20 protein-coding genes and 1 pseudogene are annotated in these 21,995 nt (G+C 72.8%); 11 read left to right on the top strand and 10 right to left on the bottom strand.

From position 1 onward, the window contains the following. Positions 1–65 precede the first annotated feature (65 nt). Positions 66–692 carry a sigma-70 family RNA polymerase sigma factor gene (locus AB6L24_RS03370; RefSeq protein WP_405651917.1) on the bottom strand — a complete coding sequence of 209 codons (627 nt, stop codon included), beginning with the start codon at positions 690–692 and terminating at the stop codon, positions 66–68. Between the two features lie 78 nt (positions 693–770). Between AB6L24_RS03370 and AB6L24_RS03365 the strand changes: the two genes are divergently transcribed. Next, the gene (locus tag AB6L24_RS03365) at positions 771–1,598 is read left to right on the top strand and encodes an alpha/beta fold hydrolase (RefSeq protein ID WP_405657016.1); all 828 of its coding nucleotides are present in this window, start codon (positions 771–773) and stop codon (positions 1,596–1,598) included. A gap of 21 nt (positions 1,599–1,619) precedes the next feature. Here the strand turns inward: AB6L24_RS03365 and AB6L24_RS03360 are convergent, their stop codons facing one another. After that, a complete protein-coding gene (locus tag AB6L24_RS03360) occupies positions 1,620–1,970 on the bottom strand; it encodes a hypothetical protein (RefSeq protein ID WP_405651915.1) in 351 nt (116 codons plus the stop codon). 349 nt (positions 1,971–2,319) lie between these two features. Between AB6L24_RS03360 and AB6L24_RS03355 the strand changes: the two genes are divergently transcribed. Beyond that, a complete protein-coding gene (locus AB6L24_RS03355; protein ID WP_405651913.1) occupies positions 2,320–3,216 on the top strand; it encodes an RNA polymerase sigma-70 factor in 897 nt (298 codons plus the stop codon). Further along, positions 3,204–3,668: an SRPBCC family protein gene (locus AB6L24_RS03350; RefSeq protein ID WP_405651911.1), complete on the top strand. Its 465-nt coding sequence runs from the start codon at positions 3,204–3,206 to the stop codon at positions 3,666–3,668. The genes AB6L24_RS03355 and AB6L24_RS03350 overlap by 13 nt, the downstream gene beginning before the upstream one ends. Positions 3,669–3,754: 86 nt before the next feature. Here AB6L24_RS03350 and AB6L24_RS03345 read toward each other — a convergent pair whose 3' ends face one another. After that, entirely contained in the window at positions 3,755–4,594 is an 840-nt protein-coding gene (locus tag AB6L24_RS03345) for an SDR family oxidoreductase (RefSeq protein WP_405651909.1), read from the bottom strand. Positions 4,595–4,703: 109 nt separating this feature from the next. Between AB6L24_RS03345 and AB6L24_RS03340 the strand changes: the two genes are divergently transcribed. Then, positions 4,704–5,090: a winged helix-turn-helix transcriptional regulator gene (locus AB6L24_RS03340; RefSeq protein WP_405651907.1), complete on the top strand. Its 387-nt coding sequence runs from the start codon at positions 4,704–4,706 to the stop codon at positions 5,088–5,090. Between the two features lie 51 nt (positions 5,091–5,141). After that, the gene (locus tag AB6L24_RS03335; protein WP_405651905.1) at positions 5,142–5,618 is read left to right on the top strand and encodes a hypothetical protein; all 477 of its coding nucleotides are present in this window, start codon (positions 5,142–5,144) and stop codon (positions 5,616–5,618) included. Between the two features lie 83 nt (positions 5,619–5,701). On the opposite strand, the gene AB6L24_RS03330 is transcribed toward AB6L24_RS03335, so the two are convergent. The 5 genes from AB6L24_RS03330 to AB6L24_RS03310 all read right to left on the bottom strand — a co-directional run bounded on the left by AB6L24_RS03330 (position 5,702) and on the right by AB6L24_RS03310 (position 11,960). Beyond that, positions 5,702–6,025: a hypothetical protein gene (locus AB6L24_RS03330; RefSeq protein WP_405651902.1), complete on the bottom strand. Its 324-nt coding sequence runs from the start codon at positions 6,023–6,025 to the stop codon at positions 5,702–5,704. Positions 6,026–6,087: 62 nt separating this feature from the next. Next, entirely contained in the window at positions 6,088–7,788 is a 1,701-nt protein-coding gene (cydC, locus tag AB6L24_RS03325; protein ID WP_405651900.1) for a thiol reductant ABC exporter subunit CydC, read from the bottom strand. Then, positions 7,785–9,563: a thiol reductant ABC exporter subunit CydD gene (cydD, locus tag AB6L24_RS03320; RefSeq protein WP_405651898.1), complete on the bottom strand. Its 1,779-nt coding sequence runs from the start codon at positions 9,561–9,563 to the stop codon at positions 7,785–7,787. The genes cydC and cydD overlap by 4 nt, the downstream gene beginning before the upstream one ends. 52 nt (positions 9,564–9,615) lie before the next feature. Further along, positions 9,616–10,635: a cytochrome d ubiquinol oxidase subunit II gene (gene cydB, locus AB6L24_RS03315; RefSeq protein WP_405651896.1), complete on the bottom strand. Its 1,020-nt coding sequence runs from the start codon at positions 10,633–10,635 to the stop codon at positions 9,616–9,618. A 50-nt stretch (positions 10,636–10,685) separates the two neighbouring features. After that, positions 10,686–11,960: a cytochrome ubiquinol oxidase subunit I gene (locus tag AB6L24_RS03310; protein WP_405651893.1), complete on the bottom strand. Its 1,275-nt coding sequence runs from the start codon at positions 11,958–11,960 to the stop codon at positions 10,686–10,688. A 275-nt stretch (positions 11,961–12,235) separates the two neighbouring features. On the opposite strand from AB6L24_RS03310, the gene AB6L24_RS03305 reads away from it, so the two are divergent. From AB6L24_RS03305 to AB6L24_RS03295, 3 genes are all read left to right on the top strand, one after another. Continuing rightward, the gene (locus AB6L24_RS03305) at positions 12,236–13,177 is read left to right on the top strand and encodes a LysR family transcriptional regulator (protein WP_405651891.1); all 942 of its coding nucleotides are present in this window, start codon (positions 12,236–12,238) and stop codon (positions 13,175–13,177) included. 343 nt (positions 13,178–13,520) lie between these two features. Then, complete coding sequence (locus tag AB6L24_RS03300; RefSeq protein WP_405651889.1) at positions 13,521–13,844, top strand: 2Fe-2S iron-sulfur cluster-binding protein; 324 nt, start codon at positions 13,521–13,523, stop codon at positions 13,842–13,844. Next, on the top strand, positions 13,844–15,127 hold the full coding sequence (locus AB6L24_RS03295) for an NAD(P)/FAD-dependent oxidoreductase (protein ID WP_405651887.1): 1,284 nt from the start codon (positions 13,844–13,846) through the stop codon (positions 15,125–15,127). Before AB6L24_RS03300 ends, AB6L24_RS03295 begins: the two co-directional genes overlap by 1 nt. A 50-nt stretch (positions 15,128–15,177) precedes the next feature. On the opposite strand, the gene AB6L24_RS03290 is transcribed toward AB6L24_RS03295, so the two are convergent. Together AB6L24_RS03290 and aceB are read right to left on the bottom strand one after the other, a co-directional pair. Next, entirely contained in the window at positions 15,178–16,047 is an 870-nt protein-coding gene (locus AB6L24_RS03290) for a 3-hydroxybutyryl-CoA dehydrogenase (RefSeq protein WP_405651885.1), read from the bottom strand. Continuing rightward, entirely contained in the window at positions 16,044–17,663 is a 1,620-nt protein-coding gene (gene aceB / locus AB6L24_RS03285) for a malate synthase A (protein WP_405651882.1), read from the bottom strand. The genes AB6L24_RS03290 and aceB overlap by 4 nt, the downstream gene beginning before the upstream one ends. Positions 17,664–18,230: 567 nt before the next feature. Here aceB and AB6L24_RS03280 point away from each other — a divergent pair. The 3 genes and pseudogenes from AB6L24_RS03280 to AB6L24_RS03270 all read left to right on the top strand — a co-directional run bounded on the left by AB6L24_RS03280 (position 18,231) and on the right by AB6L24_RS03270 (position 21,951). Beyond that, positions 18,231–18,533, top strand: coding sequence for a CU044_2847 family protein (locus AB6L24_RS03280; RefSeq protein ID WP_405651880.1), 303 nt, complete (start codon positions 18,231–18,233; stop codon positions 18,531–18,533). Between the two features lie 4 nt (positions 18,534–18,537). Further along, positions 18,538–19,077, top strand: a pseudogene (locus AB6L24_RS03275) (trypsin-like peptidase domain-containing protein); the annotation flags it as partial. 36 nt (positions 19,078–19,113) lie between these two features. Further along, positions 19,114–21,951 carry an ATP-binding protein gene (locus tag AB6L24_RS03270; RefSeq protein ID WP_405657015.1) on the top strand — a complete coding sequence of 946 codons (2,838 nt, stop codon included), beginning with the start codon at positions 19,114–19,116 and terminating at the stop codon, positions 21,949–21,951. Positions 21,952–21,995 lie beyond the last annotated feature (44 nt).

The raw sequence follows: 21,995 nt of genomic DNA, 5'->3' as shown, positions 1-21,995 counted from the left end.
TGACGTGTCATCACAACTTGCACACCTGAGGTGTCCGGCCGCTCCGCAGGGGTCCTGCCCGTGCGTCAGGATTCGTGGCGCAGCACGTCGCGCTGGATCTGGCAGGCCAGGGCGCGGCGCACCGAGGCCGGCGTGGTGGTGGCGGCCGTGCGCACGGGGACGTCGAGGCCGCGGCTGATCCTGTCGTAGGCGTCCCGGAAGCCGCGGGGCAGCCCGGGGTCGCGCCGCCGCAGGTCCTCCTCGACGAGGCGGCGCAACTCGTCGACGTGCTGCGGCGTGAAGCGCTTCTTGCCCCGGGCGACGGCGTGGACGTGACGGGCGCAGTGGGCGGCACCCTCTGACGCCTCGACCGCCTCGACGATCTCCTCCGCGAGACCCCACAGGCGTCCTTCGAGCCAGGGAGCGTCGTGCTGGTCGAGGGAGAGGTCCGGCGGGGGCGGCGGCTCGTCCTGCTTGTACTTGGCCACCTGCTTGGACACCGCGGGCTGACTCATCTCGGTGAGCCGGGCGATCCTGTCCTGGGTCCAGCCCAGACGGACGAACACCTTGATCATCTCGGCGCGCAGCGCGCGCATCTCCTCGCCCGCGCGGATGACCTCGTTCACGGAGGCGAGCATCCGCTCGGCCTGCTCCTCGGTCAGGGCCCCGGCCGGTGCCCCGGGGATGTGCCGCTCACTCTCTTCGCCTGCCACAACCCGGTTATACACCCGCCGGGAAGGTGCGTCATAACCGGGTTGTACAACCTGGTTATGGCTGGCAGGATCCGGGCCATGCCCACCTTCTGCGCACCCGACGGAACCCGGCTCTCCTACCGCGAGACCGGCCACGGCACCCCACTCGTCTGCGTCCCCGGCGGCCCGGCCGACTCCGCCTACCTCGGTGACCTCGGCGGCCTGTCCGCGCACCGCAGGCTGATCGTCCTCGACCTGCGCGGCACCGGACGCTCCGAGCCGCCCGAGGACCCCGCCACCTACCGCTGCGACCGCCTCGTGGACGACGTCGAGGCCCTGCGCGCCCACCTCGCCCTGCCCGGCGTCGACCTCCTCGGCCACTCCGCCGGGGCGAACATCGTCACGCAGTACGCGGCCCGCCACCCCGCCCGCGTCCGCAGACTCGCCCTCGTCGCCCCCGGCTCCCGGGCCGTCGGCATTGCCGCCACCGGTAAGGAGCGCCGAGCGCTGGCGCACAGCCGGAAGGACGAGCCGTGGTTCCCGGCCGCGTACGCCGCCCTGGCAGCCATCACCCAGGGCGAGGGCGGCGACTGGGACGCCGTCGCGCCCTTCTTCTACGGCCACTGGGACGAGGCGACCGCCCGGCACCACGCGGACAGCCGGCCGGTCAACGACGAGGCGGCCGCCCGCTTCGGGGCCGACGGCGCCTTCACCCCGGAAGCCACCCGCGCGGCGCTCGCCACGCTCCCCGCACCCGTCCTGCTGCTCGCCGGTGCATTCGACCTGAACAGCCCGCCCGCGCCGACGGCGGAGTTCGCCGCGCTGTTCCCCGACGCCACCCTCGTCGTGCAGCCCGGGGCGGCGCACTTCCCCTGGCTGGACGACGCCGACCGGTTCGTGGCGGCCGTGGAGCGGTTCCTGGGCTGAGGGCCGGACGCCGTGGGCCGCTCAGGTCGCGGGTGCCGTCCCGCGGCAGTGCGCGGGGTCGTGCTCGCCGCCCCGCGACAGCCACGCGTGCAGGCAGCAGGCCGCGTTCAGCTCGGTCCAGCCGCGGCTGACCTCCTGGAACAGGGACGGCGCGAACGGCGGCTCCGGGCTGGGGCGCGCGGCGAGTCGGGCGCGCTGGGCGAGGGCGCGGGCGCAGCGCTGGGCGGCACGCTCGCGCCGGGCCCGCGCGGCCAGGAGTCCGGCCCCGTGCACGAGGCCGACGGCGGGGAGCCAGGCGTGGGACTGTGCGGCGTACACGGCGCTCACGGTGAACAGAGCGGCGCCCGCAGCCAAGGCGCGGTGGTCGGTCATCGGCGTCTCCTGTGCGGTGTGCGGTGTGCGGTGTGCGGTGTGCGGTGTGCGGGGTGGGGGGTGGGTGCGGGGTGTGGGGCGCCCGGGGCGTGCCCGGCTCCGCTGTCGCGGCCGGAGGACGAATATGCCGCGCCGCAATCCTTATGCCCCGGTCTGTCGTGTTGACGCGGTAACTCGTTGACATCGCACCTTGTCCCGGACGATTTCTCGTCACGGTCGTGCGCTGTGAAGCGAATCACATCGCCGACCTGTCACGGTTTTCCGGCGCGGGGTGTCTCGATGGGCGTCCGACGAGAGGAGCAGGGTGTGATGCGCAGGTGCCGACGCGTACGAGCGGTGGGGGTGGACCGTGGATGAGGACGCCTTCACCGAGCACCGGCCGCTGCTCTTCACCATCGCCTACGAGATGCTGGGCAGCGCCACCGACGCCGAGGACGTGCTGCAGGAGAGCTATCTGCGGTGGCGCGGGGTCGACCCGGCCGAGGTCGAGCACCCGCGCGCCTACCTGGTCCGCATCGTGACCCGGCAGTCCCTCAACCACCTGCGCGCGGCCAAGGCGCGGCGCGAGGAGTACGTCGGCTCCTGGCTGCCCGAGCCGATCAGGACCGCGCCCGGCGTGAGCGACGACGCGATCCTCGCCGAGTCGGTGTCGATGGCCATGATGCTCGTCCTGGAGACCCTGAACCCGACCGAGCGCGCCGTGTTCGTCCTGCACGACGTGTTCGGCTACACCCACGGCGAGGTCGCCGCCTCGATCGGCAAGACCGAGGTCACCGTCCGGCAGATCGCCCACCGCGCCCGCCGTCACGTGCACGCCCGGCGCCGCCGTTTCGAGCCCGACTCCGACGCGGGCCGGGAGATCGTCCAGCGGTTCCTGTTCGCGGCGTCGACCGGCGAAGTACAGGCTCTGATGGACCTGTTGGCGCCCGACGTCGTGCAGATCTCCGACGGCGGCGGGAAGGTCGTCGCCGCCCGCCACCCGATCGTCGGCAGCGCCGATGTCGCCCGGTTCGTCCTCGGCGTCATCCGCACCACCACCGAGGCGACCCAGGTCGAGTACGCCACGTACAACGGCATGCCCGCGGCGCGGTTCGTCACCGACGGGGAACTCGACTGGCTGGTCGCCTTCGAGATCCACGACGGCCGGATCGCCGGCCTGTACGGCATGCGCAACCCGGACAAGCTGCACCGTGCGGAGGCGGTGCTCCCGCTCGACAGAGGAGGCAACCAACCGTGGAAACCATGATCGTTGAACGCGTCGTCGCCGCACCGATCGAGGACGTCTTCGCCTGGCTCACCACCACGACCAACTACACGCGCTCCCCTCTGGTGGTGCGCTGCCGCCTGGCCAAGGCCGGCGAGTCCGCGCCGTACGGCGTCGGCGCGGTGCGCGACCACCTGTGGCTGATCGGCTGGTTCCGGGAGCGCATCACCCACTACGACCCGCCGTACGCCACCGAGTACGTCGTCGACCGCAGCCTGCCGCCGGCCCGGCACGAACTCGGCCGGATGACGTTCGAGGAGGTCGAGGGCGGCACCCTGGTGCGCTGGACCACCCGCGCGGAGATTCCCGTCCCGCTGATCGGCGGCTTCCTCACGCGCCGCGTCGCGCGCCCCGTCATCAGCCGCACGTTCGGCAACATCCTGGACACCGCCCACAGCGCGCTGGCCCGCCCGCGGGCCTCGGCTGCCGGGTGAGGGCCGGTCCGCGCGGAGCTCTGCCCCCGCGGGGCCGTCGGCACGGGTGGGGCGGCCGTCGGGAACCCCACCCGCACCGACCGGTGTCAGCGGAACGCGGCGACGTGACGGGCGACCCAGTCGGCGAACGGGCGCGGGTCGCGACCGAGTACCTGGCGCACGTCCGGGCTGACGCGCACCTCGGCCGGGCTCGGGGAGCCGAGGATGTCCAGGGTGTCGTCGGCGAGTTCGACCGGCATGCTGTGGGCCATGGCCGCCCTGGCCTCGTCGCGGGTGAGGTCGTGGAACCGCACGGGCGTGCCGAGGGCGGCGGCGATGGCCTCCGCCTGCCCGCGCGGCGTGATCGTCTCCGGGCCGGTCAGTTCGTACACGCCGCCGTGGTGCCGGTCGCCCAGCAGGCAGGCCGCGGCGACCTCGGCGATGTCCGCCGGGTCGATGACCGGTACCCCGACGTCGCCGAAGGGGGCAGCGACGACCTGCCGTTCGCGCACGGAGTCGGCCCACCACAGGGCGTTGGAGGCGAAGCCCCCCGGCCGCAGGATCGCCCACTCCGGGCCGGACTCCCGCAGGGTGTCCTCCACCCCGCGCAGCGCGATCCGCGTCGACCCGAACGGCCGGGTCGCCACGCCCAACGAGGACAGCAGGACGACCCGCCGGACCCCGCAGGACACGGCCTGGCCGATGACGTCGGCCGGGCTTGCCCCCGCCGCGTGCAAGTCGCCCGACAGCAGCAGGAACAGCGCCTTCGCCCCGGCGAGCGCGGGCTCCAGGCTCGAAGGATCGGCCAGGTCGGCCGTCACATGGCGGACGCCGTCCGGCACGGCCGCCGCGGTCCGCGACACGGCCGTCACCTGCTGCCCCGCCTCGGCCAGCGCCCGCGTCAACGGCCGGCCCACGTTTCCGGTGGCCCCGGTCACCACGATCATGAACAACTCCTCGCTCGAATCGATGCGTTCATCGATGTGTTCGGTGATCGCGACGCTAGGAGCCCGGACTAACTTCTGGTAAGGACATACCTCGGAGTAAGCTCCTCCCATGGCGGAAGGCGCGCAGCTCACCCAGACCGGTGCGGATCAGCGGTATGACGTGTTTCACACCGACTGCCCCGCACGCGACGTGGTCGACCACGTCACCAGCAGGTGGGGCGTGTGGGTCCTGATCGCCCTGCGGAACACCGATCTCCGGTTCTACGAGCTGCGCGAGAGCATCCGCGGCATCAGCGAGAAGATGCTCGCCCAGACCCTGCGCGCGCTCGTCCAGGACGGCCTGGTCTGGCGCGAGGTCGAGCCGACGACACCGCCTCAGGTCACGTACGGGCTCACGGAGTTCGGCCGGGAGGTCGGGGAGCCGCTGACGGAGCTGTTCGACCGGATCACACTGCGGATGGCGCCGCGCGGCGAGGAGCAGCGCCCCGCGCGGTGATCGGCCCGCCGAACTGACGTGGACTCAGCCGAAGATCGTCGCTATGGAACGATGACGGTCATGGCAGGTCAGGTCTGGGTGTCCCTCATATCGTTGGGTGGTGTCGTCCTCGGCGGCGTGTTGTCCTACCTCGTCCAGCACAGGACGCAGCAATCGGCGGACCGCGCCGAACAGCAACGGCAACGGCTCTCCCTCTCCGAGACCCGGCGTGCGGAACGGCTGGCGCTCCTGGAGCGGTTCGTCGAGGTCTCCGCAGAGGCGGAACGCTGCGCCTACACCCGGCCGGCCGAGTGGGAGGACACCGACGACTGGTACCTCACGACCCGCGACGTCATGTACAGACTGTGGGTCGCGGACCGCCTCCTCCGCATCCAGTTCCCCCAGCCCGTGCACGACACCGCACACGCACACTTCCTCGACCTCAACAGGACTGTGTGGCACGGCCTTCCCGACGGCGGGAGCGTGCGGGATTTCCTGGAGGGCAACCGGTCGGCGTTCCTGGACGCGGCCCGCGAGGTCATGGGGTAGCTCGCCCCAAGGCCTCTGACGGGACAACCCGTGCTCCTAGCAATGCTCCGCCACGAACCTTCCATGAACCCCGACCCGCCGAGTCAGGCTGAGCCGCCGAGAGCCTGTCGTGCTTCCGCCCACAGCCGCTCGAACTCCTCCGCGGAGATCTCGGCCGCCCGGGGTTGGTCCTGCCAGCCGTCCAGGGGGCCTTCGGCGAGAATGCCGTACTGCCGTTCGTAGTGGCCCATCGCCGCGGGTCCGGCGTGATCACGCAAGTGCAGCACCTCTGCCCGAGAGGCTGCTGCCACGGGTCGCGAGTCCTGCCCCCGGACCTCGACCTGACGCGTTGCCCAGCCCTCGTCATCGGCCTCGAAATGCAGCCACAGATCTTCGTCCTCGTAGTAGGTGCGGAACCAGGTCGTCATGCCGCCATCGTGACCCACGCCCTCGACCGAACGTACGGAGACCTCGGCTCCGACCCCGGCCCTCAGCCGGGCAGGACCCGGCCCCCGGCGAGGCTCACGATCTCGTCGGCCGACGTGAGGCACGAGCGGTCGTGGGTGACCAGGAGCGTGGTGCGGCCCCGGGTGGCGTCGAGGATGTCGGTGAGGACGGCGGTCGCTGTGTCCGGGTCGAGGCCCTCGGTGGGTTCGTCGAGGACGATGACGGGTGGGTCGGCGAGCAGGGCACGGGCCAGGAGCAGGCGGGTGCGCTGGCCGCCGGACATCGTGGCGCCGTCGCCGCCGACGAGCGTGTCCCAGCGGTCGGGCAGTGAGTCGATCCAGTCCAGGATGCGGGCCCTGCGCGCCGCGTCGAGGAGGTCGTCGTCCGTGGCGTCGGGGCGGGCCAATGTCAGGTTGGCGCGGATCGTGGTGTGGAAGACGTGGGCGTCCTGGGTCATGCCGGTGATCGCGGCGCGGACGTCGGCGCCCGCGCAGTCCCGCAGTTCGCGCCCGCCGACGCGGATGGACCCGGCTTCGTACGGGACGAACCGCATGAGCGCCGCGATCAGCGTCGACTTCCCCGACCCGCTGGCGCCGAGGAGCACGACACGGCGGCCGGGCGGCAGGCGCAGGCTCACCCCGTCCAGAGCGAGGGGACCGCCGGGGCGGTGGCGCACCCGCAGGCCGGTGATGTCCACGCCCAGCGGCTCGGCGGTGGGGAGCGGGGCCGGGGCCGGCGGGTCGACGACGGGCGGCGGTGTGTCGAGGAGGTCGGCGAGGCGGCGGGCGCAGGCCCGCACCCCGGCCAGGTGCCGGGCGGCCGTGGGCAGCGGCGTCAGGGCGTCGAAGGAGACCAGCGCCAGGACCGCGAGGACGGTGAGGTGCGTGGCGGGCAGCGCCCCGTCCGCGTGCGCGCGCACCGCGAGCCAGGTGACGCCGACCGTCGCCCCGCCCTGGAGCAGCAGCACCACGGCCGAGGCGAGCGACGCCGTGAGTGCCTGGCGGCGTTCCAGCGCCGCGATCCGCGCGGCGGCGCGCCGGGCCCGCCCGTCCGCACGGCCCCGCGCTCCGTACGCGGCGAGGTCCGCCGCGCCCTGCGTCAAGTCGAGTGCGAGCGCCGCGAGTTCGGCCCGCGCCTGCTTCTCCGCGCGGCCCGCGCGGCGGGACAGCGCGAGCACCAGCACGGGTACGACGACCCCCGCCACGGCGAGGAGCAGCCCCAGCAGGACACCCGTCTGCGGCAGCAGCGCCGTGGCGAGACCGGTGGCGGCCACCGCGACCGCTCCCGCGGCCACCGCCGGGAACAGCACCCGCAGCAGCAGGTCCTGGACGGCACCGACGTCGTCGACGAGCCGCGTCAGCAGGTCGCCGCCCCGAAAGGCCGGGGTGCCCGCGGGGGCGAGCGGCACCAGCGCCTCGTACACCCGGGTCCGGAAGCCCGCCACGGCCCGCAGCGCACCGTCGTGACCGAGCAGCCGGTCGGCGTAGCGCAGCGCACCGCGCCCCAGGGCGAGCGCCCGCACGGCGACGATCGCGAGGGTCACCGAGGCGAGCGGCGGCTGTTCGGCGGCCCGCGTGATGAGCCAGGCGGCGGTGGCCATCAGCGCGGCGGCGGCGAGCTCGCTCCCGGCGGCGGCGAGCGCGGCGGGGAGCAGTCTGCGCCAGTGCGGGCGGAGGTGGTGCAGGAGGCGGAGGGTGGGGTGGTGTTCGCGGGGTGGGGCGGCGGCCTCGGTGGGGGTGGTCATGAGGCCACCGGGCTTTCTGTGCACGGGAGTTGGGGGAGGGGTGCGGGTTCGGCGGTGCTGCCTGGTTCGGGTGCGGGTCGGGTGACGTGCGCGGGTGTGGGCATGGGCAGCGGCGCGGTCGTCGGGCCGAGCGTGCCCGCCCGCACCGTGACGATCCGGTCCGCGTGGGGCAGCAGGCTCGTGCGGTGGGCGACCACGAGCGCGGTGCGGCCGCGCATCAGGTCCACCGTGGCGCGCGTGACGGCGGCCTCGCTCTCCGGGTCCAGGTGGGCCGTCGGCTCGTCGAGGAGCAGGACGGGGGCGTCCTTGAGGAACGCGCGGGCCAGGGCGACGCGTTGGCGCTGTCCCGCGGAGAGCCCGGCGCCGTGCTCGCCGAGCACCGTGTCGTAGGAATCCGCCAGCTCCTCGATGAACACGTCGGCCAAGGCGGCGCGGGCCGCGGCGCGCACCTCCGCGTCGCTCGCGTCGGGCCGCCCGAGGCGGATGTTGTCCGCGACGGACGCCGCGAACAGGTGCGGGCGCTGCGGCACCCACGCCACCTGCGCGCGCCACGCGTCCCCGTCGAGGCCCTCGAGGTCGCGGCCGCCGACCTCGACCCGCCCCGCCGCGGGCGCCACGAAGCCGAGGAACAGCGCGAGCAGCGTGGACTTGCCCGCGCCGCTCGGGCCGACGAGCGCCACGTGCTCGCCGGGGCGGACGGAGAGACAGGCGTGCCGCAGGGCGGGCGCGGTGCGGCCCGGGTGGTGGACGGCGACGTCGTCGAGACGCAGGTGGGCCGTGCGGGCGTCGGGCGCGGGAGCCTGGTCGGTGCGGCCCGAGGGTACGTCGGCCTCGTCGTCGAGGACGGCGAAGACCCGTTCGGCGACCGCGATGCCCTCCGCGCTGTCGTGGAACGCCGCACCCAGGGCGCGCAGCGGCAGATACGCCTCGGGGGCGAGGAACAGGACGACCAGCGCCGTACGCAGGTCCAGTTCGCCGTGCAGCAGCCGCAGCCCGACCGGGACGGCGACCAGCGCCACGGAGAGGGTGGCGACCGTCTCCAGGACGAACGACGACAGGAACGCCACGCGCAGCGTCCTCAGCGTGGCCCGCCGGTGGGCGTCCGCCATCTCGCCCACCACCCGCGCCTGGTGCCGCTCCCGGCCGAACGCACGCAGCGTCGGAAGCCCGGCCACCACGTCCAGGAAGTGCCCGCCGAGCCGAGCGAGCAGCCGCCACTGCCGTGCGGTGCGCCGCGCGGTGTGCACGCCGACCAGGGCGCCGAACACGGGGATCAGCGGCAGTGTCACGACGACGATCAGCGCCGACGTCCAGTCGGTCCAGGCCAGCCAGCCGACCACCACGAGGGGCACCACGGCGGTGGCGGCCATCGTGGGCAGGTAGCCGACGACATACGGGTCCAGGGCGTCGAGTCCGCGGGTGAGCAGCGTGGCGGTCTCGCCGTGGCGCCCGGCCGCGAGCCGCAGGGGGCCGGTGTGCCGTAGTCGGCCGGTGATCCGGTCCCGCAGCGTGCGCTTCACGTCGGCGGCGGCACGCTGGGCGAGCAGCCCGCGGGCCCAGGCCAGGAGCGCGCGCAGGGTCATGACGGCGGCGAGCGCGACCAGCGGGCCGGTGCGGAACGCGCGGTCGGCGAACCCGTCGGCGAGGACCGTGGCGAGGAGGGCCGCCTGTGCGACGGCGAGCCCGGCGCCGAGGAGGGCCGTCGTCGTCCCGTACGTCATGTGGCGGCGCAGCAACGGGAGTTCGCGCAGCAGACGGCGCTCGACGGGTTTCATGCCGGGGCCCTCTCGTCCTTCATGCCGGGTTCCTCTCCTCGTGCTACGGGGCTCAGAAGTAGCTGGGGTGGCGATGACCGGTCCGGCCCCGGAAGGCCCACCAGCTCCAGGACTGGTACGCGAGGATCACCGGGACGATCAGGACGCCGAACGCGCTCAGGATCCTCAGCGTGGCGCCGTCGGTGACAGCCTGATCGACGGTCAGCCCCGCGCCCGCCGAACTGATCAGGACGTACGGATGGTGCCCGGCCCCCACGAGCAGCACGGGCAGCGCCGTCGCGCAGCACGTGGCCGCGAACGCCCGGACGTGATGACCGCCGGAGAGGGACCACCAGGCCCCCGCGAGCGCCGCCGCGAAGAGGGCGACGATGACGGCCGATGTCGCCTTGTTCGTCATCGAGGCACCGGCGCCGAAGAGCGTGAGCAGCAGGGGCAGCGCACCCACAAGACCGACGGCACGCAGGAGCGCGATTCCCAAGTGCCGAGCACGTGCCGCGAGTTCGGGCGCGGAGCGGAGTGCGACGAAGGCCGCCCCGTGCGCCGCGAAGAGCAGTGCCGTCGTCACGCCGCAGGCCAGCACGAACGGCGAGAACACGGCGCCGAACCCGATGTGGAAGCTCCCGTCGGCCCGCCGGGGCACCCCGTGCAGCAGCAGCCCCACGACGAGCCCCCAGCACACGGCGGGAACCGCGCCCCCGAACACGATCAGGGCGTCCCACCGGCGCCGCCCCCGGGCGCTGCGGGAGCGACGGCGCAGCTGGATGGCGGCGTTGCCGAGGACCAGGCCGACGAGGATCGCCACGATCAGCGGGTAGAGGCCGGGCAGAAGGGTGCCCTCCAGGTGCGGGAAGGCGCCGAACAGGACCCCGGCGAAGGCGACGAGCCAGACCTCGTTGCCGAGGAAGAACGGCGCGATGGCATCGAGGGCGGCGCTCCGGCCGACCTCTCGGCTCTCCTTCCTCCCGTCGAGGCCGGGACTCAGCATCTGTACGCCGTAGTCGTATCCGCCGAGGACGAAGTACCCGGCGAGCAGCAGGCCGAGGAGGGCCAGCCAGGCCGTCTCCAGACTCATCTCGCTCAACTTTCTCTGGAACAGGGGGAGGTATGGGACGTGAAGAGGGGTCAGATCACGGCTGCGCCCACGGGCTCGGCCTCGGTGGGGAGCGGTTCCGTGGCGCCGAGCTGCGTGGCGTCCGGGCCGCGAAGGGCGAAGCGCGTGATGAGGGTCCAGTTCGTCACGGCCAGCGCGACGAAGACCGCGATGAAGACGGAGCAGGACACGGCCAGCGAGACCGTGCTGACGTGGGAGAGCGCGTCCTCGACCGTCAACTCGCCGTACACCAGCCACGGTTGGCGGCCGACCTCGCGGACGACCCAGCCGCCGGCGGAGGCGATGAAGGGGAAAGGGACCGAGGCGACGAGCACCCACAGGCAGGGGCGCCAGTGCAGCAGCCGGTCCTTCCAGAGCAGGATGACGGCGAGGAAGGTGATCGTCGACACGGTGTTGCCGATGAGGGTCATGACGTCCATCGAGATCCGGACGGTGTCCTGCCAGGGCACGTAGTCGCCGGGCCCGTGCTCCTGGACGAGCCGCGCCTGCACCTCGGCGACACCGCTGTTCCTGAGGACCGCGTCCTTCATGGGTTGCGTCCGCTCGATGACGGGTCGCTGGAGTTCGCCGACGATGACGACGAAGAAGGAGGCGACCATGGCCACCCACAGGCCGAGCCGCAGGGAGCCGCGGAACAGCTCGGTCTCCTCGGTGCGCCGCAGGAAGTGCCAGGCGCTGACCCCGGCGACGAAGACACCGCCCGTCGTCAGCGCGCCGAGCGCGATGTGGCCGAGCGCGACCAGGGCGCTCGAGTTGGTGAGCAGCGCCCCGAAGTCGGTCAAGTAGGCGACGCCGTCGCGTACTTCGTAGCCGACGGGATGCTGCATGAAGCCGTTGGCGATCAGGATCCAGTACCCGGAGGCGTACGCCGTGAGGGCCACCAGCCAGATCAGAGTGACGTGCGTGCCCCGGCGCAGCCGCCCCCAGCCGAAGATCCACATGCCGAGGAAGGTGGACTCGGCGAAGAAGGCGATGAGGGTCTCCAGGGCCAGCGGGGCGCCGAAGACATTGCCTGCGAACTTGCTGAGGCCGCTCCAGCTGAGCCCGAACTGGAACTCCATGACGAGGCCGGTGACGATGCCGACCGCGTAGTTGATGACGTAGAGCTGACCCCAGAAGCGTGTCATGCGCTCCCGGACGGCTCTCTGGGCGGGATCACGGGTGAACGCGGCCCGGGTGTGCATGATCGCGACGAGGGGGACGAGCCCCATCGTGAGGATCACGAACAGCCAGTGGATGCCGGTCGTGGCCGCGAACTGGAGTCGGGCCAGCTCCGCAGCGCTCATGGTGCGACCTTCCTGGGGGACGGGTGGCCGGTGGGACGGCAGTGATGGGTGAGTTGCCTGACATCGGTGGGGTGGCTGACGTCGATGTAATGGCTGACATCGGTGGGATGGCGGACATCGGTGGGGCCGCCGCTTCGCGTGTGCGGATGCCGGGCGCCGTTGCCCGTCACCCGTGCGGTGACCCCCACGACCGACCGTAGGGAGAATCGCTTATGCGTTCCAAGACCGGTTTCGCCATGTGAAGATGACCTCAGAGGCATAAGTGAAGGTGGACCGTGGATCTTCTGCAGTTGCGCTACTTCCAGACCGTCGCCCGGTACGAGCACATCAGCCGCGCCGCCGACGAGCTGCACGTCGCCCAGCCCTCGCTGAGCCGCACCATCGCGCGCCTCGAAGCCGAACTGGGCTGCCCCCTCTTCGACCGGCAGGGCCGCCGCATCCGGCTCAACCAGTACGGCGCGATGTTCCTGCGCCACGTCGACCGCGCCCTCAGCGAGCTGGATGACGGCCGCAGGGCCCTGCGCGACGCCCGGGACACGGGGCTCGGCAGGGTCGGCGTCGCCTCCGAGACCCTGCTGACGATCACCCACGTCCTCGGCAGCTTCCGGGCCGCGCACCCCCGCGCCGACGTCCGGCTCTTCCAGGCGACCGCCCAGGAGATGGAACGCCGACTGCGCGCCGGAGAAGTCGACTTCTGCGTGGCCTCACAGCCGCTGACCGGCACGAACCTGGAGTCGGTCGAACTCGCCCGCGAGGAGGTGCTGCTCGCCGTCCCGCGCGGGCACTGGCTCGACGGACGGGAGAGCGTGACGATCCCCGAGATCGCCGACGAACCCTTCGTCACCACCCGCGTCGGCCACTGGCAACGCGCCCTCCTCGACCGCCTCTTCGGCTCCGAAGGGCTCGTGCCGACGCTGTCCTGCGAGGGCGACGAACCGGGCGCGAGCCAGGACATGATCAGCGCGGGCCTCGGCATCGGCCTCATCCCGGCGATCTCCCGCCAGGCAGGCACGGACTCGCACGTCCCGGTCGCCTGGGTGCACCTGGACGCGGCCGACTGCCACCGGGTACTGACCCTGGTCCGGAACCGCGACACCTACCTGTCCGAAGCCGCCCTGAAATTCCGTGAGTTCATCACCAGCAGGCCGTTCATGACCCACCGCCTGCCCGACCCGCGCCGCGGCCGCACGACGGGTCCGGTCCCGCGGCAGCCCTGAGGGCGGCGGCGCCGACGCGGCCCGCCCCTGTCGCCGGCACGGACAGGGTCCCGTCTTGGCCCGCCGCGCACTCCTCTGATACTGTCCAGCCCGCTGCCACAGCCCTGGCCCAGGACGTCGCGTGTCCCCACGGCCGGCGGGCGTCGGCGAGCCGACAGGGGTGACGCGTCCCCCACCGGCCACCGGCAGCACCATCCACCACCTCTCTCTTGTTGCCCCGCGCGCAACCCGCGTTCCTGCTCCGCGCACAGCCCTCTGCGCGCGCATCCCACTCACCCGTGACCCGGCACCCGTGCCGCCGCGTGCCCTCGCGCGCCGCCGGACGCCACCGAGGAGTTCCGCCATGCCAGAAATCACCTACGTCGCCGTCGACGGCACCGCGCGTTCCATCGACGTCCCCGTCGGCACGACCGTCATGCGCGGCGCCGTCTTCAACGACATCGACGGCATCGTCGCCCAGTGCGCGGGCAACGCGCAGTGCGCCACCTGCCACGTCTACGTGGACGACACCACCATCGACCGCCTCGACCCCGCCCGGCCCGACGAGGACGACCTGCTCGACTTCACCGCCAGCCCGCGCCGACCGAGCAGCCGCCTGAGCTGCCGGCTCACCGTGACCGCCGCCCTGGACGGCCTGATCGTCCACCTCCCCGAACGGCAGAAGTGATGGCGACCGACACCCGGCCCGCGTCCGTCGTCATCGTCGGCGCCGGACAAGGGGGCCACCAGACGGCCGCTTCCCTGCGCGAACACGGCTACCAGGGACGCGTCACCCTCATCAGCGCCGAGGACGTCCTCCCGTACGAGCGCCCACCCCTGTCCAAGGCCTACCTCAAGGCCGGACACGCCCAGGGCGACGAACAGCTGTGGCTGCGGCCCGCCACGTACTACGTACGCCAGTCGATCGACCTCGTCGGCGGCACCGTGACGGCCATCGACACGGGTGCCCGCACGGTCCGCCTCGCCGACGGATCGACGTACGACTACGGGCATCTCGTCCTGGCCACCGGGGCCCGCCCGCGCACCCTCGACGTGCCGGGCGCCGAACTGCGTGGCGTCCACACCCTGCGTACCGCGAAGGACGCCGCCGCGCTGCGGGCCTCTCTGGCCGCGGCCCAGTACGCGGTGGTGGTCGGAGCCGGGTTCCTGGGGCTCGAATGCGCCGCCGCCGCACGGGAGTCGGGCTGCGAGGTGACGGTCGTCGAAGCGCTCGACCGGCCGCTCGCCCGGGCCGTCTCGGCGCGGACCGCGGAGCACTTCACGCGCCTGCACCGCGGGGCGGGCACCCAACTCCTGTTCGGGCGGCGGGTCGTGGCGCTGCGCGGGGACCGGCACGGGAGCGTCGCGAGCGTCGAGCTCGCCGACGGCCGCCGTCTGCCGGCCGACCTGGTCCTGGTCGCCGCCGGTGTCACGCCGTGCGTGGAACTGGCCGCCGCGGCCCGGCTTCCGGTCGGCGACGGCATCACCGTCGACGCCCGCCTCCTCACCGCCGATCCGCACATCTCGGCCATCGGGGACTGCGCGGCGTTCCCGCAGGTGCGCTCCGGCAAGAGGCTGCGGCTCGAATCCGTGCAGAACGCCGTCGGGCACGCCCGGCTCGTCGCCGAGCGGCTGACCGGGGTGCCCCGCGCCCACTACGAGGAACTGCCCTGGTTCTGGAGCGACCAGTTCGACACGACCGTGCAGATCGCGGGACACGACGACGGACACGACACCGAGACGGTGCTCGGCGACGGCCCCGACACGTTCTCCGTGCTCCTCTTCCGCGCCGGGGACCTCCGGGCGGTCGAGTCCGTGAACCGCCCCGCCGACCACATGGCCGCGCGCCGACTCCTCGACCACGGCACCCAGTTGAGCCCGGGGGACGCGGCAGAGCCGGGGTTCACCCTCAAGGGTCACCTCGCCCGCCTTCGGGGAAGATCCGCGGCGGCGGACCGGGCGGTCCCGTAGTTGTCGGGCGGTCCGGGCCCCTCAGCCCGGACGGCCCGAACCCGGGCCCCTCAGCCCTGGTCGTAGGTGTGGAAGCCGCGGCCCGCCTTGCGGCCGAGCAGTCCGGCTTCCACCATGCGCTGGAGCAGCGGGGGAGGGGCGTACAAGGGCTCCTTGAACTCGTCGTACAGGGACTCCGCGATCGAGGCGACGGTGTCGAGGCCGATCAGGTCCGCTAGCTTGAGCGGGCCCATCGGGTGCGCGCACCCCAGCTCCATGCCCGCGTCCACGTCCGCGGGGGAGGCGAAGCCGGACTCCGCCATCCGGATCGCCGACAACAGGTAGGGGATCAGCAGGGCGTTGACGACGAAACCGGCCCGGTCCTGGGAGCGGATGGCCGTCTTGCCGAGCGTCCCGGTCGCGAACTCCTCGACCGCGCGCACCGTCTGCGCCGACGTGTGCAGGGACGTCACGACCTCCACCAGCGGAAGCACCGGGACGGGGTTGAAGAAGTGCAGGCCCACGACCCGGTCCGCGCGGCCGGTCGCCATGCCGAGGCGCATCACGGGGAGGGAGGAGGTGTTGCTGGCGAGGATCGCCCCGGGATCCTCGACGACCTTGTCCAGGACGGCGAACACCTCGGTCTTCGCGTCCGGGTTCTCCACGACGGCCTCGACGACCAACTGCCGGTCGGCCAGGTCCTCCAGGCTGCCGGTGAACACCATCCGGGCGAGCGCGTCCGCCGCGTCGGCCCGCTCCAGCTTGCCGCGGCGCACCGCCCGGTCGAACGACGACGTCACCCGGTCCCGCGCCGCCCGTGCCGCCGCCGCGTCGACCTCGCACACCACCGTGTCGAGCCCGGCCCGCGCGCACACCTCGGCGATGCCCGCCCCCATCTGCCCGCCGCCGACCACGCCGACGCGCCGGATCGGCCCGGTCATGACCGCGCTCCGGCGTCCTGGAGCGGCGCCCCGGCATGCCGGACGAGATGCCGTGAGTACGCCTCCGGCGTGAAGAACTGCGGCAACTCGGCCGACAGCGTGGTCCGTTCGAAGAGCGCGCGCACCGCGTCGAGGTCCGCCCACGGGTAGGCGGCGCCGAGCGCGTCGATCTCGTCGTCGAGCAGCCGCAGCACCGTCTCGCGGTCGAGCACCCGGTGCCGCAGCCACTGCCAGATCTGCACCCGCGCGATCTCCGCGGTCGCCGCGTCCTCCACCAGACCGTCCAGGACGACCGCCCCCTGCCCCCGCAGCCAGGCCGCGAAGTACCGCACGGCCACCGCGATGTTCGTGCGCACCCCGTCGGGCGTGGGCGGGCCGCCGACGCGGCGCGTGGACAGCAGGTCGGCCGCGGTCACCTCCACGTCGTCCCGGGTCCGGTCGAGCTGGTGCGGCCGGTCGCCGAGCACGCCGTCGAACGCCTCCCCGCACACCGTCACGAGAGCCGGGTGGGCGACCCAGGAGCCGTCGAAGCCGTCCTCCGCCTCCCGCTCCTTGTCCAGGCGGACGGTGGCGAGCGCGGCCTCGTCGGCGGCCCGGCCCCTGCCGGGCACCTGCGCGGACATGGCGCCGATCGCGTGGGCGCCGCGCCGGTGGCAGGTGCGCACGAGGAGGTCGGTGTACGCCCGCATGAAGGGCGCCGTCATCGTGACCTGCACGCGGTCGGGCAGCAGGAAGTCCGTGCGGTGCCCGAAGGTCTTGATCAGGCTGAACAGATAGTCCCAGCGCCCGGCGTTGAGGCCGGAGCTGTGCTCGCGCAGCTCATGGAGGATCTCCTCCATCTCCACGGCCGCGGTGACCGTCTCGATGAGCGCGGTGGCGCGCACGGTGCCCCGGGGGATGCCGAGCAGGCCCTGGGCGACGACGAAGATGTCGTTCCACAGCCGCGCCTCGTACCGGTTCTCCAGCTTGGGCAGGTAGAAGTACGGGCCGCGCCCGGCCTCGATCTGGCGCCGCGCGCAGTGGAAGAAGTACAGGCCGAAGTCCACGAGCGAGGCGGGCACCGGCTCGCCGTCGAACTCCAGGTGCTCCTCGACCAGATGCCAGCCGCGCGGACGGACCACGATCGTGGCGAGCCGGTCGTGCTCGCCGAGCCGGTGCTCCGTGCCGTCGGCGCTGGTGACGTCGATGCGGCGCTCGCTCGCGTCGAGCAGGGTGAGCTGGCCGCCGATGACGTTCTGCCAGGTGGGCGAGGTGGCGTCCTCGAAGTCGGCCATCCAGACCCGGGCCCCGGAGGTGAGCGCCTCGACCGCCGTGCGCCGGTCGGGCGGCCCTGTGATCTCCACCCGACGGTCGGTCAGGCCGGGGGCGGGCGGGGCCACACGCCAGGTCGGGTCGGCCCGCACGGGCGACGTGGCCACGGGGAAGCCGAGCGGGGAGCCCGACGCGAACCGCAGCGCCTGGCGCCTGCGCTCCTTGAGGAGTTCCTTGCGGCGGCCGCCGAACTCCGCGGCGAGACGGCCGACGAAGTCCAGGGCGGCGGGCGTGAGGATCTCGTCGTGCCGGTGCCCGGGCGGGGCGAGGACGTGGACGCGGTGTGTCAGGGCGCTGGTGGACATCGGGTCCTCCTGAGGGGAGAGGGGGAGGGGCGCGTGGAGGGAGCCCCGGCAGGGGCGCGGGGCCGTCTCGATGTGCCGCTCCGCCGAGGGGCGCGACCGGCCTCGCCGACCCGCCGGTCGACGACGCTCCCTCCGGCGGAACGTCGAGTCGTTCGTCTTCGCTGCGAATGCCCGGTGCCCTCGCGGAACGAGGTGGCATCGCGTGTCTTCCTACTGCGGCCCATGGACTGCCGTGCGGCGGAGATGACCACCACTGCCGAGGTCCGGCGGGCCGTATGGAGACTCTGGCACTGGCACTGAGTGCCATCAATGCTGGACGGCTGCCAATTGCTGCGAATCTTCGGCCGGTCGATTGCCAACCTTGCGAAGGCCGCGGCGCACGCCGGTTCCCGGACGGTGACCGGAGCGCGGACGTCCGCACGGGCCGGGCACGCGGAGGATGTTTGCCGGATCCCCCGAATATGCCTGCGGGGCCGCGCGTGGTCACCCAGGATGGAGGGCGTCGGCGGTCGTCGGTCGCGTGCGAAGTCCTGGGTGGAGGGATGTGCTGTGCCACAGCAGTTGACCATGAGGCTCGACGACGGCGGCGAGGGCGCCGCCGTGTTCGAGGTCGACGTCGACGCGGACGCCACGGACCTCGAACTCGCCGCGGGGGGCGGGGTGGTGGCCCGGGCCCGGGTCTCGCTCGAAGAGGCGCTCGACCAGGTCAAGCCGACGCTCGCGCGCGTCGCCGACACCCTGCGCGAACTCGGCCCGGACGCCGCGGAGCTGGAGTTCGGCCTGAAGATGGGCGGCGAGACCGGCGTGATCATCGCCAAGGGCACCGCCGAGGTGAACTTCACCGTCCGGCTGACGTGGAACCGCCCCTGACTTCATGGGAGCGCAACGCGAGGGATTCGTCGTCAAGATCCGTGCCGCGGCGACGGGGGCGCCCATCGGCGTCGGGTTCGTCGTCGGCGACAAGGAGATGGTGACGTGCGCCCATGTGGTCAATGTGGCGCTCGGGCGGGACAAGGCGTGCGCGGAGCGGCCCCCGGGCGACGCCCGGGTCCAGGTCGAGTTCGTGCTGCTCGGCGACGCGGAGGGCGGGCCCCTGCGGCACTGCCGGATCAGCTCCTGGGACCCGCCGCCGGGCGCGGGCCGCCCTGGCCGGGACGTCGCCGGACTCGCGCTGGTCGGCGGCGACACCCTGCCCGTGAGCGCGGGCGCGGCCCGGCTCATCGACGCCCGCACGGGCCTGCTCGGCGACGCCCGGGTGAAGGCCTTCGGCTACCCCGGGAACCCGCCCCGCAAGGCGAACGGCGCCTGGAGCACCTGCGTGCTGCGGGGCGCGGTCGGCGGCGGGCTCATCCAGCTCGACACGGCCAGCGAGTCCGCGCTGCGGACCCAGCCCGGGTACAGCGGCTCGCCCGTCATCGTCTCCGACCGGTGGGGCGACGCCGTCGTCGGCATGCTCGCGGTGGCGAGCCGCGACGGCGCGGCGCCCGACGCCTACGCCGTGCCCCTGGCGGAGGTCTCCGCCGCCTGGCCCGACGCCCTCGGCCGCAGTGTGCTGCCCCCGTGTCCCTACCGAGGGCTGCAGGCGTTCAGCGCCGAGGACGCGCTGGCCGGCGTGTTCGTCGGCCGGGAACGCGAGGTCGAACGGCTCCGGCTCATGGTGAAGGCTCAGCCCCTGGTGATGGTCACGGGGCCGTCGGGCGTGGGCAAGTCGTCCCTGGTGGCGGCGGGCCTCCAACCCGAACTGGCCTCGGCGGGCTGGGCGATCGCCTCGTTCCGCCCGGGCATGTCCCCCTTCGACGCCGTGGCCCGCGCCCTGCTCGAGCTGGAGCACCCGCAGCGCGCCCACAGCCTCGAAGAGCTGGAACACCGCACCCGCGCCCTGCGGGAGGAGGGCTTCTGGGCGGTCGCCGCGCGGTTACGGGTGCTCACCGGCCGCCGTCTCGCGCTGATCGCCGACCAGTTCGAGGAGGTCCTGAGCGGCAGCGCCGACCGCGCCGAACAACTGGAGTTCCTCCAGCGGCTGCTGCCTCCCGCCGACGTCGCCCAGGACCCCGACGTCCGGCTCGTCGCGACCCTGCGCGCGGACTTCCTGCCCGACCTGCTCGAACTCCCGGACATCGGACCCCGCCTCCAGGACCGGCAGCTGAACGTGTCCCCGCTGGACGAGGCTGCCCTCATCCGCGTCATCGTCGAACCGGCCGAGGTCGCGGGCGTCACCTTCACCCCCGGCCTCGCCGAGGCCATCGCCGCCGAGGCGAGCAGGGCCGCGGGCAGTCTGCCGCTCCTGGAGTTCACGCTGACCGAGCTGTGGTCGCTCCAGCACGACCGGCGGCTCAGCTTCGACAGCTATCAGGGACTCGGCGGGGTCTCCGGAGCCCTCAACCAGCACGCGGAGAAGGTCTACCGCCTCCTCGCCCAGGAACTGGGCGAGCCCCGCATCCGCCGCGTCCTGCTGTCCATGGTCCGCGCCCGCGGCGGAGCCACCAGCGCCGTCCGCGTCACCGCCCACCGCACCCACCTCGCCAAGGACTGGTACATCGCGCAGCTCCTCGCCGACCCCGAGCAGCGCCTCGTGGTCCTCGGCACCGGCGGCCCCGACACCGCGGAGATCGCGCACGAGGCCCTGATCCGGGAGTGGGCGAGGCTCGCCACCTGGGTGGAGGAGGACGCCGACTTCCAGCAGTGGCTCGCCGTGGTCGAGGAGCGCGCCATGGAAGCCGACCTGCTGTCCGCGGCCCGCCTCTCGGAGGCGGACCGGTGGCTGGGGGAACGCGCCGCGGACATTCCCGAGGCGGTCGTCGGCCTCATCGAGCGCAGCCGCGAGGAGATCACGGCGCAGCAGCGCACGGAGCAGATGCTGAGCGCCTCGCAGGAGCTGACCGCGCAACTCCAGCAGCGCTCCGCCGAGTTGGAGGCCTCACAGGCCGCGCTCCGGGCCTCCAACACCGAACTGGAGCACAAGGCGGCGCTGCTCGCGCAGCAGAACCGCGCAATCGAGTTGCAGAACAGGGAGATCGAGGACGCCCGGCAGGTCCTGGAGGAGCGCGCCGAGCAGCTCGCCCTCTCCATGCGCTACAAGTCCGAGTTCCTGGGCAACATGTCGTACGAGCTGCGTACGCCGCTCAACTCCCTGCTGATGCTAGCCAAGTTGCTCGCGGACAACGCGGAGCGCAATCTCACGCCACAGCAGGTGCAGTTCGCCGAGACCATTCACGGTGCGGGCTCGGACCTGCTCCAGCTCATCACCGACATCCTCGACCTGTCGAAGGTCGAGGCGGGCAGGATGGAGGTCAGCCCGGCACGCCTCGCCCTCGTCCAGCTCGCGGACTACGTGGAGGCTGTCTTCAGGCCCCTGACCGCGGAGCAAGGACTCGACTTCTCCGTACGGATCTCGCCGGAGCTGCCCGCGACGCTGCACACGGACGAACAGCGCCTCCTCCAGGTGCTGCGCAACCTGCTCTCCAACGCCGTGAAGTTCACCGACTCCGGAGCAGTCGAACTGGCCATTCGGCTCGGCGACGACGTGCCCTTCGCCATCCGGGAGCTCCTGCTCGAAGCCGGGTCGCTGCGGGACGCCGACGCCGACGTGATCGCGTTCTCCGTGACCGACACCGGCATCGGCATCGCTCCCGAGAACATGCAGGTGATCTTCGAGGCCTTCAAGCAGGCCGACGGCACGACCAGCCGCAAATACGGCGGCACGGGCCTCGGCCTGTCGATCAGCCGGGAGATCGCACTGCTGCTCGGCGGCGAGATCCACGCAGTGAGCGAACCGGGGCGCGGCTCCACCTTCACGCTCTATCTTCCGTTGCACCCCAGCGATCTGCCGCCGCACGGTCACACTCGGCTCCCGCTGGCGCCCAAGGCTCCCGCTGCCACGGTGCCCGAGTTCCACGGCGAGAAGGTGCTGATCGTCGACGACGACATCCGGAACGTCTTCGCGCTCACGGTGAGCCTGGAACAGCACGGCCTCTCGGTGTTCTACGCCGAGGACGGCAAGGACTGCGTCGACGTCCTCAGGAGGCACCCCGATGTCTCGCTCATCCTCATGGAGATCATGATCCCGGTCATGGACGGCTACGCGACCATGGCCGTGATCCGCGACATGCCGCAGCACGCGCGGCTGCCCATCATCGCGCTCACCGCCAAGGCGATGAAGGGCGACCGGGCGAAGGCCATCGCGGCGGGCGCGTCGGACTACGTGACCAAGCCGGTCGACGTCGAGCACCTGTTGACCCTGATGGGGCGCTGGGTGAGCCGAAGGGGCCGCGGCGGCCAAGGGAGCTGACCGCCGGCGGGCCGTCGTGGCCGGTGGGCATCGTGCGACTGCCG

It is taken from the genome of Streptomyces sp. RK9 (assembly GCF_045070545.1).
GTDB classification, from domain to species: domain Bacteria; phylum Actinomycetota; class Actinomycetes; order Streptomycetales; family Streptomycetaceae; genus Streptomyces; species Streptomyces alboflavus.
The sequence above is the reverse complement of the archived record's forward strand: the minus strand, read 5'-3'. Positions and strand labels throughout refer to the sequence as shown.